Genomic DNA, 13,261 nt, shown 5'->3' on the forward strand with positions numbered 1-13,261 from the left:
GGCTACCGACGGCGTTACTCCGTTTCCCTACCCTCACCGCCTTCGGACTGCAGCCGCTTCGTCGTCTGAACCAGCGGATGGCGGGCGTAGTCGACGACATCGATGTCGTCGATCCGCTCGAGGCCCTCCTTTTCGGCCGTGCGTGCCATCCCCAGATCGATTTCGGTGTCGATGACGATGACGTAGGCGTCCATCTCGTCGATTCCAAGCCGGTCGGCCGCGAGCACGCGGTGGTGGCCGTCCGCCAGCAAGAGGGTACCGCCGTTGTCGATGACGACCAGCGGCTCGGCCAGCCCCCGCTCGAGTTCGTAGCGTCGGCCCTCGAGTTCGTCGGCGTAGACCCGTCCCTGCGTGGGCGTCAGGTCCGAGAGCGGAACGGTCCGGCGCTCCTCCGTCAGGTCGATCTCGTGGATCTGCTCGAGGGTTCGCATCAGCTTGCCGACCTTCTCGGGGGTCGCGCGCTCGATCTGACTGCGGATGACATCCGCGTTGGAGATGATCCCCACCAGATTGCCCGCGTCGTCGACGACGGGGAGTTTCTGGATGCCCGAGCGGAGAATGACTCGAGCAGCGTCATTGATCTTCATGTCGGGGTGGGCGACCAGCAGATCGGTCGCCATGACCTTGAAGATCAGGTCGTCGTCCCCGGCGAGCAGCAGGTCGCGAGCGCTGATGAAGCCCTCGACGCGACGACGCTCGCAGACCGGAAAGCCGCTGTGCTCCTCGCTCTCGGCGATCCGCGTCGCGACCTCGCTGACGGTCTCGTCCGGCGACACCGTCGCCACGTCGCGCGTCATATACTCTTTGACCTTGGGTTTCGTCCGGTCCGACACGACGTCCATACACGGAGACACGAGAGCCGCGCGCAAAAGTACTGGTACTGACGCCGCCAGCCGAATTTCTACTCTCGGCCCTCGACACCGCTCACGCCGACTCGCCGCCTTCCGGCTCGCCGCGCTGGGTGAACAGCCACTCGCTTGTCTGCGTGTAGGCGCCAACCGGGACCCCGGGTCGCGTCTGGATCGCCTCGAAGAACCGGTTCGTGATCACCTCCTCGACCACGCTGACGATCGATTCGACCTCCACTTCGTGGTCGGCGCTGCCCAGAATCCCGATCTCGAGTTGGGCGCCGGCCATGTCCGCGTGGCCGCCGGCGCTGCCGATCCGATTGAACCCATCCCGGAGCGTCTCGCCGAGGTCGACGTCGTTGGCTCGCGAGCGGGCAGACAGGAACACCATCTCGTCGTCGAACCCGAACACGAGCGTCGTCTCGACGCCTTCCATCGCGAGCAGCTGATCGGCCGCCTGAGGTAACGCGTCCCGATCCCCGATCCGCCCAACGCTGGCGACGGCCACCGAATCGCGCTGGATGCGGTTCTTGATCGCCCGCGCGATCGTCTCGAGCGTCTCGCCCTCGAGCGAGGGCTGTTCGATCTGGCGCAGAATCGACGTATCGACGTGGGGAGACAGGGTGGATGCGGCCCTGAAGTCGGCGGGTGAGACTTCCCGCGTAAAATCGTTCGTGTCGACTCGGATGCCGTACAACAGCGCCGTCGCCGTCGAGGGGTCGAACGCGAGATCGAAGCGATCGACGTACTCCGTCAGGACGGTGCTGGTCGCACCCGCACCCTCTCGGAGGTCGACGAACTCGCCGGGGACCGGCCCGCGCGGCGGATGGTGGTCGATGACGATATCGACGTTGAGGTCCGTCGGAAGCTGATCGTTGACGCCGGGCCGGGAGTGATCGACCAGCGCGAACGCCGAGTACTCCGAAAGCGAGTCGTCGGGAGCCATGTTTCGCAGATCCAACTCGAGCAAGTTGACCATGGCCCGGTTCTCCTGGTGGGAGATGTCGCCGAAGTAACAGGCGTCGGCAGTGACGCCGACGGACTCGGCGACGCCGACGAGCGCGACCGCGCTCGCGATCGCGTCCGGGTCCGGATTGTCGTGGGCCACGACCGCCAGCCGGCCGTCGATCCGACCCAGCCGCTCCCGGAGTTCGATCGCCGCTTCGGCGGACGGGCTCGCCGTCCCGTCGACTGCGCGGTCGGCCATCGCGTCCGTCGGGTCGACGATCCGATCCGCGCGGGCCGCAAACCGGTCACGGTCGGCGGCCGTCGCGTTACCGCCCAGATAGGCCACGATTATGGCATCGGGAAACCGCTCGCGCGCGGCCTCGAGCGCGGCCCGATTGACGTCGGTTCGGTCGCTCCCAACGAAGATCACGTCCGGCGTGTCGACGTTCGCGATGGTGGCAGGATCGGCCGGATCCGCGCTCCGAGACGGCACGCTCTCGTCGCGCAACGTCTCGACGACGCTCTCGTCGTTGGTGATGACGAGCACGCGGCCGTCGCGCTCGGCGACCTGGTCGGTCACCTGACGGCAGACGGTTCCGCAGCCGAGCACGAGCCGAAAAACCATTTGCCGCGGCTTGCAACCCCGAGGGCTAAAAGCTACCGGGTCTCCCGTCGGGCGACTACGCGATGACCGCGGCCGCCGCCTCGGTCGCAGCGTTGGCAATCGGGTCGAACGCCGGCAGGATGAGGACCGTGATCACTGCGGCGACGATGATCGCCGCGTAGAGCCCGGTCGGCTGGGCGAGTCGATCCCGATCGACGATCGGGTCCTCGATCCAGAGCGCCTTGACCAGCCGCGAGTAGTAGTACAGCGAGAGCGCGCTGTTGACGACGAGCGCGGCGGCGACGAGGAGCAGGGCCGTGTTGTCCGCGGCCGCCTCGATCGTCGCGGTGTACAGGAGGTACTTGCTCCAGAAGCCGCCGAACAGCGGGATGCCCGCGAGGCTGAACATGAAGACCGCCATCGCGGCGCAGGCGAAGGGTGCCTGTTTCGCGAGGCCGCTGTAGTCCTCGAAGGTGCGGCCGACGCCCCAGTACTCCGCCAGGCCGACGAACAGGAACGCCCCCGTGTTCATGAAGCCATAGACCAGCAGGTGCATCATGGCCGCGCCCATGACTCGTTCGCCGGCCCCGGTCGAGAGGGCCGCCAGCCCGATCAGCACGTAGCCGGCGTGACCGATCGAGGAGTACGCGAGCATCCGCTTGACGTTCTCCTGGGTCGCCGCCGCGAAGTTTCCGACCGTCATCGTGACGATCGCGAGGATAACGAACGCCCACGTCCAGTCGACGCCGATGACGGCGGTCGTCGCCTCGAGCGGGAACGCCGTCGTGAACACGCGGAAAGCGAGCACGAAGCCGGCGGCCTTCGAGGCCGAGGAAAGGAACGCCGAGATCGGCGCTGGCGCACCCTCGTAGGCTTCGGGTGCCCAGAAGTGGAAGGGAACGCTCGCGGTCTTGAACGCGATCCCGCCGATCAGCATGAGGATACCCAGTCCGAGCAGGCCGCCCATCTCACCTGCGTTCTCGAGACCGGTCGCGATCGCCTCGAGTTGCAGCGAGCCGGTCGCGCCGTAGACCAGCGAGACGCCGTAGACGAAGATCGCCGACGAGAGCGCCCCGATCAGGAAGTACTTCAGGCCCGCTTCGACGCTGCCGCGGTTGTCCTTCAGGATCGCGACGAGCGCGTACGACGGCAGGCTCGTCAGCTCGAGTGCGATGAAGATCGTCACCAGACTGTTCGACGCGGCCATCATCGACATGCCGGTCGCCGCGAGGATGATCAGCGAGTAGTACTCGGCCTGATAGGTGTGGTCTCGCAGGTAATCGTAGCTCGCGACCGTGACGAGGGCGGTGACGACCGCGATGATGATCATGAAGTACAGCGCCAGCTGATCGACGACGAACTGGCCGTCCATGATATCGATGACGCCGTAGTTGTCGATCCCGGTCGCCCCGACGCCGGCGGCGGTAAACCAGACGGCGACGGCCAGCGACGACAGCGATCCGGCGACGGCGGTGCCGGCGAGCAGCGTGCGGTTCGTCGAACGCGGGTTGATGCTGTCGAACAGGAACAAGACGAGTGCCGTCCCCGCCAGGATCAGTGCCGGTGCGAGTGCCGTCCACTCGGGAAGTTCGAGGACCGCCATCAGAGATCACCTCCCTGGACGATCGGATCGATTGCGTCGGTTATCATATCGAAGATCAGGTCGGGGGCCACGCCGAGGGCGATGATGAGTCCCAGCAGGACGACCATCGACGCGACGTCGTGGACTGGTGCGCGGCCGACCTCGTAGTCGGTCTCGAGTTGATACGGGCCGAATACCGTCCGCTGGAGCGCAAAGAGCAGATAGCCCGCGACGATGACGATACCGAACATCGCGAGCGACGTGAACAGCGCCGAGTACTCGAGCAGTTCGGAGCCGAAAGAGCCGAAGAAGATGAAGTACTCCGCGGCGAAGCCGCTCATCAGCGGCAATCCCATGTAGCCGAAGGCACCGGCGATGAGGATGCCGACCGCGATCGGCATTCGGTCGGCCATCCCAGACATGTCGGTGACCATGCGAGTGTGTGTCGCATTGTAGATGACGCCGACGGCCATGAACATCAGCCCGGAGATCAGGCCGTGGGAGACCATCTGGAACGTCGCCCCGCCGACCCCGAACTGGGTGTAGGCGACCAGGCCGAGGATGACGTAGCCCATCGACGAGACGGAAGAGTAGGCGACGATCCGCTTCAGGTCCGTCTGGGCCAGTGCGAGCATCGCGCCGTAGATGACGCTGATCACGGCGATCGCAGCGATCGGGACCGCGTAGGCCTCGACTTGCTCCGGGAACATCGTGAAGTTGAATCGGAGCAGGGCGTAGGTCCCCATCTTCAGCAGAACGCCGGCCAGCAGTATCGAGGCCGGCGTCGGCGCTTCCACGTGGGCGTCGGGCAGCCACGTATGGAACGGCACGATCGGCACCTTCACCGCGAAACCGAGGAACATCGCGACGAAGACGACCGAAGCGAGCGCCGTCCCGCCGAGGCCGAAGAGCCCCTCGGGGCCGCCCTCGAGCATCGCCGTCGCGATCTCGGGCAGCGCGAAGGAGGTGACCGAGTCACCGAGCCCGAAGACGAGCGCGATGAAGGCACCGAACATCACCAGCGACGCCACGTTCGTGTAGACGAAGAACTTGATCGCGGCGTACTTCCGGCGCGGGCCGCCCCAGATCCCGATCAGCAGGTACATTGGGATCAGGACCGCCTCCCAGAAGACGAACCAGAGGAAGAAGTCGAGCGCGGTGAAGACGCCGAGCAGCATCGCCTCGATGAAGAGGATGAGCCCGTAGAACTGGGACTCGCGCTCGTCGATCGGCGTCCACGAACTCACGATCGCCAGCGTACAGAGGATCGTCGTCAGGACGACCAGCGGCATGCTGATCCCGTCGATGCCGACGAACCACGAGATCGACCGTCCGCCGATCTCGAGCCACGCCGCCTGCGATTCGAACGCCAGTTCCCCGTCGAGCAGGGCGTTCCCGCTGCCGTCGAACGCGGCGAACAGCCACAGGGACAGGGCCGCCGGCACGAGGCTGATGGCGAAGGCGAGTTTGCCGGCGATGCGATTCGGCGCGACGAACGTCACCAGCGCGCCGATCAGTGCGACTGCGATCAGTGTTTCGATCATCATGCGAACCACCCTCCGAGATAGCCGAGGACGAGTAGTAAGCCGATGAACCCGCCCACCAACAGCGCCGCGTAGTTAGTCACGATACCCGTCTGGAGCCGTTTCATCCGTTCGCTGCCGAACAGACTGATCGTCGAAGTCCCGTTGACGACCCCGTCGATGACGGTCTGGTCGAACCGATCGGCCGCTCGAGCCAATTGGAGCGTGAAGCCTTCGGCGAGCCAGACCTGGTACTCGTCTTGGTAGTAGTTGCTCTTGAGGACGCGGTACGCGCCGCCGAGCTTCTGCGTGTGACGCGACGGTTCGGGGACGTTGTACAGCGTGTGCGCGGTGAACGCGCCGGCCAGTGCGAGACCGAGCGACAGTCCGGCGCTCAACAGCATCGTGGTGGTCTCCGATCCGATGTAGCTCTCTTCGAAGGCCACCGTCTCGTGGTAGGCGTGATAGGTCAGTCCCTCGACGGAGCCGTACTCGCCGTCGAGCCAGAACTCGAGGAAGGTGATATCAAGGTCGAGCAGGCTCGCAACGGGCGCGAGGTTCGCAAAGCCGACGACGGCCGCGAGCGTCCCGAGTACGAGCAGCGGGACCTTGACGGCCCAGCCGACCGCGTGAGGTTCCTCGGCCGTGTCGGAGCGGGGCTCGCCGTGGAAGGTCAAGAAGACCATCCGGAAGGTGTAGAAGCCGGTGAAGAAGACAGCGATCAGTCCCATCGCGTAGGCCGCGAGGATGACCGGCTCCGCCAGGCCGACTGCCAATGCGTCGAACAGCACCTCGTCTTTCGACCAAAAGCCCGAGAAGGGGACGATCCCCGCGAGCGCGAGCGCGCCGGCGAGGAAGGTGTAGTAGACGACGGGCGCTTTGTCCTTCAGCCCGCCCATCTCCCACATGTCCTGCTCGTGGTGCATGAGGATGATGACGGCACCGGCACCGAGGAACAGGAGTGCCTTGAAGAAGGCGTGGTTCATGAGGTGGAAGACCCCGGCGACGTAGCCACCGACGCCCAGTCCGAGCATCATATAGCCGTACTGGCTGATCGTCGAGTACGCCAGCACCTGCTTGATGTCGTCTTTGACGACGGCCATCGTCGCGGCGAACAAGGCGGTGAAGCCGCCGACAAAGGCGATGATCGCCAGCGCGGTCGGGGACAGCGCGTAGTAGCCGAACATGCGAGCGACCAGGTAGACCCCGGCCGCGACCATCGTCGCTGCGTGAATGAGCGCGGAGACGGTCGTCGGGCCCTCCATGGCGTCGGGCAGCCAGGTGTGGAAGGGGAACTGCGCGGACTTGCCCAGCACCCCGCCAAGTACGAGCAGCCCCGTGATCGTCACCCAGGTCTCGGCGTCGAAGCCGAACAGCGTCGCGCCGTCGTCGATCGCCGTTTCTGCGGCGGTGACGAACGACTCTTCGCCAGCGAAGCCGACCGTACCGAACGTCGCCGCGATGGCGACGACCCCGACCAAGAAGAAGTAGTCACCGAAGCGGGTGACAAGGAACGCCTTCTTCGCGGCCGAGGGGGCGGATTCCGTGCGGAACCAGAATCCGATCAGCAGGTACGAACAGAGCCCGACGAGCTCGAAGAACATGAACGCCATCAGCAGGTTGTCCGCGAAGACGAACGCGAGCATGCTGAAGGTAAAGAGGCCGAGTTCGGCGTAGTAGCGCCGCAGTCCGGTCTCCCCTTCGGCGTTCATATACCCGAGACTGAAGACGTGGACGAGCAAGGCGACCAGCGAGACGATCACCAGCATGAGCGCCGAGAGCGGATCGATCAGGATTCCGAAACTGAATGCGATCGTCTCGACGCCGGTTGCGCTTTGGGCCGCACCGTTCGTCCACTCGTAGAGCGTCGTCTGATGCGTCTCGCCGCCCGCCACGGCTGCGAACATGACGAGCGAAACGACGAGCGAGCCCGCCGTCGCGATGATGCCCGCGAACGCGCCCTTCTTCGGCATGTACGTCCCGAAGACGAGCGTGACCACGAAGGCCACGAGCGGGAACACTGCGATCGCCGGTGCGAATCCGAACGGATCTGTTGCTATTGCGGCCATCTTACCACCTCATGGTCGTCGGTACCGTGACGTCAACGTCATGGAAGTTGCGGTACAACACCAGAATGATCCCGAGTCCGACGGCCACCTCGGCGGCGGCGAGCGCCATCGTAAAGAGCGCGAACAACTGCCCCGTGAGGTTGCCGTGATAGAATGCGAACGCGATCAAATTGATATTCGCCGCGTTCAACATGAGTTCGACGGACATCAGGAACAACAGTGCGTTGCGACGCGTCAGCACGCCGAAGAGACCGATACAGAACACTGCCATCGACAGCAGCACGTAGTACTGCACGTCGACGGTCATCGATTTCCACCTCCCGTCTCGACTGTCCCACCGTCAGCCCCGCCGTCGGTGACGGCCGGCTCAGGACCCGTCTCGCTGCTCGAGGCCTCGCCGGTGCTCGAGAGCGCGGCGACGGGTTCGCCCTCCTCTTCGCGCTTTGCGAGGACGAGTGAGGCGTCGAGCGCGGCGTCGAGTGCGATCGCGACGAGCAAGACGGCGGCGAGGAACGGTTCCGTGCCGCCGATTTCCTGTAGCGAGTCGAAGCCGAACAGCGCGTAGCCGAGTTCGGCCGTGATCGAGACGTCGTCGGGGAAGCCGGCCCCCGCGGCCTGGGTCATCGGCTCGAAGGCCGTGTTCAGCGTGATGAGCGCCATCACGCCGAAGAGACCGACGGCGAGCAGCCCCGGAACCAGCGTCTTGCCGAGTCGAAGTTTCGGACCGGTCGTCATGCCTGTACCACCTCGTCTGCGTCGGCGTCGTCGCGCTCGGTCAGCATGACGGCGAACGTGATGAGGACGAGGACCCCGCCCACATAGACGAGGATCTGCATCATGGCGACGAATTCGGCCGCCAGCATCACGTAGTGGACCGCCACGCTGAGCAACGCTACGCCAAGCAGGAGCGCCGAATGCCACGGGTCCTGCATGAGCACGACACCCACCGCGCTGGCCAGCGTCACGATGGCGAACAGCGCGAACGCGATCAGCTCGTAGTTCATGATTGTTGATAGTGCCCGTTTGCGGGACGGGCGGACCCGTTACTGGTAGTCGACCTCCCCCTCACCCTCGCCGACCCACGCGCCCCGGTCGGGTTCGCGTGCGGCGAGTGGGTCGATGTCCTTGTACCACGGTACCGCTTTCAACTGCTCTTTGTTGTAGACGAAATCGTGTTTCGTGTCCGCGGTGAACTCGAAGTTCTCCGTGAGCAGGATGGCGTCGACGGGACAGACCTCCTCGCAGAGCCGGCAGTAGATGCACTGCCCGATGTGGAGGTTGTACTGTTCGCCGTTTCGCTGGTCGTCCATCACGATCTGGATCGTGTCGTTCGGACAGACGTTCTCGCACTGCCGACACCAGATACACCGTTCCTGACTGAACTTGTGAACGCCGCGAAAGCGCGGCGAGACGTCGGGTGCGGTCTCCGGGTACTCCACCGTGAAGGTGGAGCCGTCCAGTGCGTGCTTCATCGTCGTTGCCATCGATTTGAGTATCCCGATCATGCTAGCAGCCCCACGATTACCGCGGTCAGGACGAGATTGGCGAACGAAAGGACCAGCAGCCCCTTCCAGCCGATCTCGATCAGTTGATCGATTCTGACGCGTGGCACCGCCGAACGGAGCCACTGGGTCAAGAAGAACACCGCCCAGATCTTGATGAGGAACCAGACGATGCCCGGCAGGATCGGCCCGGCCGGTCCGCCGAGGAAGATCGTCGCGATGATCGCGCCGCCGAGGAAGATGTGGAGGAACTCCCCGAGGTAGATCAGCACGAAGTAGACCGAGGAGTACTCGGTCTGGTAGCCAGCGACGATCTCGGTCGGTGCCTCCGGCGTGTCGAAGGGATTACGGCCGACTTCCGCGAAGTTCGCGACGAGGAACAGGACGAACGCGAAGGGGTTGACGAACGCATACCACGTCGGAATCGATATCCCGGCGATCTCGATCAGCGTCTCGTGTTGGGCCGCGACGATTTCGCCCATCTGCAGCGTGCCGGCGAAGATCACGACCGACATCCCGGTGACGACCAGCGGGATCTCGTAGGCGATGTTCTGTGCCACCGCGCGAAGTCCCCCGATCAGGGAGTACTTGTTCGCCGACGCGTAGCCGGCCATCACCAGTCCGAGGCTCGCGATTCCCGAGATCGCGAAGACGTACGCGAGTCCGACTTCGGGGTCCGCGAGTTGGATCCCGTTGCCCATCGGAATGACGGCAAAGCCAAGCAGGGCCGAGGAGACGACGACGATCGGCGCGAGATCCCACGCTGGTCGATCCACGTTCTCGGGAACGATCAACTCCTTCGAGAGCATCCGAACGGCGTCGGCGATGATGATCCCGATTCCGGCAGGACCGATCTGATTGATCGAGATTCGATCCGTGAAGGAGGCGGTAATCTTCCGCTTCGCCCACGGGCCAGCGAGGGCGGTCATCGTGAGCATCAGGGAGCCGACGAATATCGCCCCGACGAGGGTCGCAAGCAGTTCGCCGGCGAGCCCGAACTGGTCGAGCCCCGTCAGGTTCCCCAACCGCTCGGGAAGCAAGACGGTATCCTGCAGCGGGACGGACGCCACGCCGGACATCTTACCGGTCCACCTCCCCGAGCACGATATCGAGGCTGCCCAGCGACGCGATCAGGTCGGGAACATACTCGCCTTCGGCCATCTCTGGTAGCGCCGAGAGGTTGTGAAAGCACGGACTCCGGATCTTGAACCGGCCCGGCTTGTCCGTCCCGTCCGAGCGAATGTAAATACCGAGTTCGCCCTTCGCCCCTTCGACGGCGCGATACACCTCCGTGTCCGCGTCGGGTTTCAGCGTCCGCGGGACGTTGCTCTGGACCGTCCGCTCGTCTTCGGGCCAGTCCTCGAGCAGGTCGAGACACTGCTCGATGATTTTCGCGGACTCCTCGACCTCCTGCATGCGCACGAGGACGCGGCTGTAGTTGTCACAGCCGTCCTCGGTGACGACGTCCCACTCGAGGTTCTCGTAGTAGCCGTAAGGGTCGTCGCGACGGAGGTCGTAATCGATGCCCGAGCCCCGCGCGACTGGACCCGTACAGCCGTACTGTTTGGCGACCTCTGGCTCGAGAATACCGGTGTCGTGGGTCCGGATCTGGAAGATCTCGTTGCCGGTCAGCAGGTCATTGTACTCGTCGACCTTCGCGGGGAGTCCGTCGAGGAAGTCTCGCGTCTTCTCGAAGAACTCCTCGCGGGGTTCCGGCAGGTCCCAGGCGACCCCGCCGAGCCGGAAGTAGTTGAACATGAGCCGTTGCCCGGTCAGGTCCTCGAGGATGTCCTGAATGACCTCGCGGTCGCGCATGCCGTACTGGAAGATGGCGGTGAAGTCGCCGTAGACGTCCAGCGCGAACGTGGCCAGCGCGAGCATGTGCGCGGCGATCCGGCACATCTCGGCGCTCATCGTCCGGATGACCTGGGCGTACTCGGGGACCTCGATATCCGCGAGGTCCTCGGCCGTGCGCGCGTAGGCCCACTCGTTGAGCAGGCCCGCCGAGACGTAGTCCCAGCGGTCCGGGTAGGGCATGATCTGGTGACGATAGGTCCCCTGCTGGCACATCTGCTCCTCGCAGCGGTGCAGATAGCCGATGTCGGGATCGACATCGACGACCGTCTCGCCGTCCAGCACCGTCTCGATGTGGAGCACGCCGTGGGTGGCCGGATGGTGGGGGCCGATGTTGAGGAACATCGTATCCGACTCGTCGTCGTGGTGATCCGGCTGGACCGGATTGGCGTGCTCAGAGAGGGTCACGAGCTGCGGTTTCTCCTGATCGTAGCCCCGCGAGAGCGGATGGCCCTGCCAGGTCTCGGGCAGGAGGATCCGACGCGGATCGGGGTGGCCCTCGTAGTCGATGCCGACGAGGTCGAAGGCTTCCCGCTCGTGCCAGTCGGCCGTCCGGAAGACCGGTTCGGCGGTCTGACTGACCGGGTTATCGGTGGTCGTCGGGACGACGATCGAGACCTCCTGGGTCGGATCCGCATACTTCCGGAGGTGGTAGATCGATTCGTACCGATCGGCGTACTCCTGTGCGGTGAGATTTGCGAGGTGATCGAACCCCGCCTCGTCACGCAGGTCCGTGAGGACATCCTGGACGTCGTCGGGCCGGATAACGAACCCGGGCGCGTTCAGATGATCGTCGCGTGCGAGCGCACGATCATCGATCAGCGCCGCGAGGTCGTCTTCCGATACCTCGACCGGCGGCTGCTGTCCTCGCTCGAGTCCCGTACTCATGGCGAATCAGCCCAGTTGTAGCGCATGACGAGGTCGTCCTCGTCGATCTCGCTTGCCAGTTTCTGGACGAGTTCGTCCTCCGGCAGGTCCCCGAACTCCTCGAGTTCGTACGGTTTGACGACGACTGGCGTCGACTCGCCGTTGCGGATCCGCTCCTGGAGTTTGACGATGCCGTAGACGAGGGCCTCCGGCCGTGGCGGGCAGCCGGGGACGTGGATGTCGATGGGGATGATCTCCTCGGCACCCTTGACGACGTTGTAGCCCTCCTGGAAGGGGCCGCCGGAGATGGTACACGAGCCCATGCCGACGACGAACTTGGGTTCGGGCATCTGGTCGTAGACCCGCTTCATGCGGGGACCGAACTTCGAGACGATCGTCCCGGGGACGATCATCACGTCGGCCTGTCGGGGCGAGGCGCGCGGAACGCCGGCTCCGAAGCGATCCAGATCGTGTTTGATCGCGTACGTGTGCATCATCTCGATGCTGCAGCACGCGATTCCGAACTGGAGCATGAACATGGAGTTGCCCCGCACCCAGTTCATGAACTTGTCGAACTTCGTGAGGATGAACGGCGTCGAACCGAAGGCCTCGCGAAGCTTGGAGTTGAAGCGGTCGTCGGCACCCTCACCGATCCGCGAGTCGCGGGTGTCCGACGACGGTGCGGTGCTGTCGTAGATTTGCTGGCGTGGTTGTTCGCTACTCATTGTCTGTCAGTTTCCAGCTGGCGAGCGGTCTGTGCCCACTGTACTGCACCGTTGCGCCATGCCCACGCGAGTCCGACGAGCAGGATGGCGACGAACAATAGCATCGGCCCGAGCGCACTGACGAGCGAGATTTCCTCCGCCGCGAGCGCATCCTGATAGGCGACCGCCCACGGGAACAGGAGGACGGCCTCGATATCGAAGATGACGAACAGAAGCGCAACCATGTAGTACTGAATATTGAACCGGATGCGCGTTCCGCCGGTCGGAATCTCGCCACTCTCGTAGGTGGCGCGTTTGCTCGTTTCGGGCACGGTGGGTCGCAGGAGGTACGATACCGCCATCATGCTGAACGGTATCAGTACTCCGACGAGTGCCAGCGCCCCGATAGCGATCCAATCATTCATCTCGGTAACGTTCGAGGCTTCAAACCGCACGCACATAAGGGTTGATTCTTCATTTTTCGGGGAAACACGGGCCAGAGAGGGGGTTCAGAGCGAATAGATCCTCGTAAATAATCACCGTATACTATATATAGCTATGTGTAGGGTGAACGGATCGGTAATACGGTATTACTCGAGGCCGAAATCAACCATGACGCGCCGCGTACGGCGGTAATTTCTGCCACGCAGCCGAGTCGGTCGCTCGACTGGAAGCGCGACCGAGAGCACCGCTCACAGTGTCAGAGACACGCGGAATATCCTCCCCTCGGTACGGGCGACGGTACTGATCCCGGTCTCGG

Annotated in this window: 13 protein-coding genes; all 13 read right to left on the reverse strand. The window is 64.2% G+C overall.

The window, feature by feature from the left end:
• Positions 1-14: 14 nt before the first annotated feature.
• Entirely contained in the window at positions 15-842 is an 828-nt protein-coding gene (locus tag ACEWFR_RS09455; protein WP_374060788.1) for a CBS domain-containing protein, read from the reverse strand.
• Positions 843-924: 82 nt separating this feature from the next.
• Positions 925-2,421, reverse strand: a complete 1,497-nt coding sequence (locus ACEWFR_RS09460; RefSeq protein WP_374060789.1) for a DHH family phosphoesterase — start codon at positions 2,419-2,421, stop codon at positions 925-927.
• Positions 2,422-2,476: 55 nt separating this feature from the next.
• Entirely contained in the window at positions 2,477-4,003 is a 1,527-nt protein-coding gene (locus tag ACEWFR_RS09465) for an NADH-quinone oxidoreductase subunit N (protein WP_374060790.1), read from the reverse strand.
• Positions 4,003-5,529 (reverse strand): NuoM family protein, encoded by a 1,527-nt coding sequence (locus tag ACEWFR_RS09470; protein ID WP_374060791.1) that lies wholly within the window; start codon positions 5,527-5,529, stop codon positions 4,003-4,005. Before ACEWFR_RS09470 ends, ACEWFR_RS09465 begins: the two co-directional genes overlap by 1 nt.
• On the reverse strand, positions 5,526-7,574 hold the full coding sequence (gene nuoL / locus ACEWFR_RS09475) for an NADH-quinone oxidoreductase subunit L (protein WP_374060792.1): 2,049 nt from the start codon (positions 7,572-7,574) through the stop codon (positions 5,526-5,528). Before nuoL ends, ACEWFR_RS09470 begins: the two co-directional genes overlap by 4 nt.
• A 1-nt stretch (position 7,575) precedes the next feature.
• Positions 7,576-7,881 carry an NADH-quinone oxidoreductase subunit NuoK gene (gene nuoK, locus ACEWFR_RS09480; RefSeq protein ID WP_374060793.1) on the reverse strand — a complete coding sequence of 102 codons (306 nt, stop codon included), beginning with the start codon at positions 7,879-7,881 and terminating at the stop codon, positions 7,576-7,578.
• Entirely contained in the window at positions 7,878-8,309 is a 432-nt protein-coding gene (locus ACEWFR_RS09485) for a hypothetical protein (RefSeq protein ID WP_374060794.1), read from the reverse strand. Before ACEWFR_RS09485 ends, nuoK begins: the two co-directional genes overlap by 4 nt.
• Entirely contained in the window at positions 8,306-8,578 is a 273-nt protein-coding gene (locus ACEWFR_RS09490) for an NADH-quinone oxidoreductase subunit J (RefSeq protein ID WP_098724237.1), read from the reverse strand. Before ACEWFR_RS09490 ends, ACEWFR_RS09485 begins: the two co-directional genes overlap by 4 nt.
• Before the next feature lie 39 nt (positions 8,579-8,617).
• Positions 8,618-9,079 (reverse strand): NADH-quinone oxidoreductase subunit I, encoded by a 462-nt coding sequence (locus ACEWFR_RS09495; RefSeq protein WP_098724238.1) that lies wholly within the window; start codon positions 9,077-9,079, stop codon positions 8,618-8,620.
• Positions 9,076-10,155, reverse strand: a complete 1,080-nt coding sequence (locus ACEWFR_RS09500) for an NADH-quinone oxidoreductase subunit H (protein WP_374060795.1) — start codon at positions 10,153-10,155, stop codon at positions 9,076-9,078. The genes ACEWFR_RS09495 and ACEWFR_RS09500 overlap by 4 nt, the downstream gene beginning before the upstream one ends.
• A 1-nt stretch (position 10,156) precedes the next feature.
• Complete coding sequence (locus ACEWFR_RS09505; protein ID WP_374060796.1) at positions 10,157-11,818, reverse strand: NADH-quinone oxidoreductase subunit D; 1,662 nt, start codon at positions 11,816-11,818, stop codon at positions 10,157-10,159.
• On the reverse strand, positions 11,815-12,522 hold the full coding sequence (locus ACEWFR_RS09510; RefSeq protein ID WP_098724241.1) for an NADH-quinone oxidoreductase subunit B: 708 nt from the start codon (positions 12,520-12,522) through the stop codon (positions 11,815-11,817). Before ACEWFR_RS09510 ends, ACEWFR_RS09505 begins: the two co-directional genes overlap by 4 nt.
• Positions 12,519-12,926 carry an NADH-quinone oxidoreductase subunit A gene (locus ACEWFR_RS09515; RefSeq protein ID WP_098727262.1) on the reverse strand — a complete coding sequence of 136 codons (408 nt, stop codon included), beginning with the start codon at positions 12,924-12,926 and terminating at the stop codon, positions 12,519-12,521. The genes ACEWFR_RS09510 and ACEWFR_RS09515 overlap by 4 nt, the downstream gene beginning before the upstream one ends.
• Positions 12,927-13,261: the final 335 nt, after the last annotated feature.

It is taken from the genome of Natrinema sp. H-ect4, assembly GCF_041894845.1.
Lineage (GTDB): Archaea > Halobacteriota > Halobacteria > Halobacteriales > Natrialbaceae > Natrinema.

Excerpts from the sequence above, each read along its gene's own strand:
- ACEWFR_RS09455 (WP_374060788.1), bottom strand. The coding sequence starts at position 842 with ATGGACGTCGTGTCGGACCGGACGAAACCCAAGGTCAAAGAGTATATG.
- ACEWFR_RS09460 (WP_374060789.1), bottom strand. The coding sequence starts at position 2,421 with ATGGTTTTTCGGCTCGTGCTCGGCTGCGGAACCGTCTGCCGTCAGGTG.
- ACEWFR_RS09465 (WP_374060790.1), bottom strand. The coding sequence starts at position 4,003 with ATGGCGGTCCTCGAACTTCCCGAGTGGACGGCACTCGCACCGGCACTG.
- ACEWFR_RS09470 (WP_374060791.1), bottom strand. The coding sequence starts at position 5,529 with ATGATGATCGAAACACTGATCGCAGTCGCACTGATCGGCGCGCTGGTG.
- nuoL (WP_374060792.1), bottom strand. The coding sequence starts at position 7,574 with ATGGCCGCAATAGCAACAGATCCGTTCGGATTCGCACCGGCGATCGCA.
- nuoK (WP_374060793.1), bottom strand. The coding sequence starts at position 7,881 with ATGACCGTCGACGTGCAGTACTACGTGCTGCTGTCGATGGCAGTGTTC.
- ACEWFR_RS09485 (WP_374060794.1), bottom strand. The coding sequence starts at position 8,309 with ATGACGACCGGTCCGAAACTTCGACTCGGCAAGACGCTGGTTCCGGGG.
- ACEWFR_RS09490 (WP_098724237.1), bottom strand. The coding sequence starts at position 8,578 with ATGAACTACGAGCTGATCGCGTTCGCGCTGTTCGCCATCGTGACGCTG.
- ACEWFR_RS09495 (WP_098724238.1), bottom strand. The coding sequence starts at position 9,079 with ATGATCGGGATACTCAAATCGATGGCAACGACGATGAAGCACGCACTG.
- ACEWFR_RS09500 (WP_374060795.1), bottom strand. The coding sequence starts at position 10,155 with ATGTCCGGCGTGGCGTCCGTCCCGCTGCAGGATACCGTCTTGCTTCCC.
- ACEWFR_RS09505 (WP_374060796.1), bottom strand. The coding sequence starts at position 11,818 with ATGAGTACGGGACTCGAGCGAGGACAGCAGCCGCCGGTCGAGGTATCG.
- ACEWFR_RS09510 (WP_098724241.1), bottom strand. The coding sequence starts at position 12,522 with ATGAGTAGCGAACAACCACGCCAGCAAATCTACGACAGCACCGCACCG.
- ACEWFR_RS09515 (WP_098727262.1), bottom strand. The coding sequence starts at position 12,926 with ATGAATGATTGGATCGCTATCGGGGCGCTGGCACTCGTCGGAGTACTG.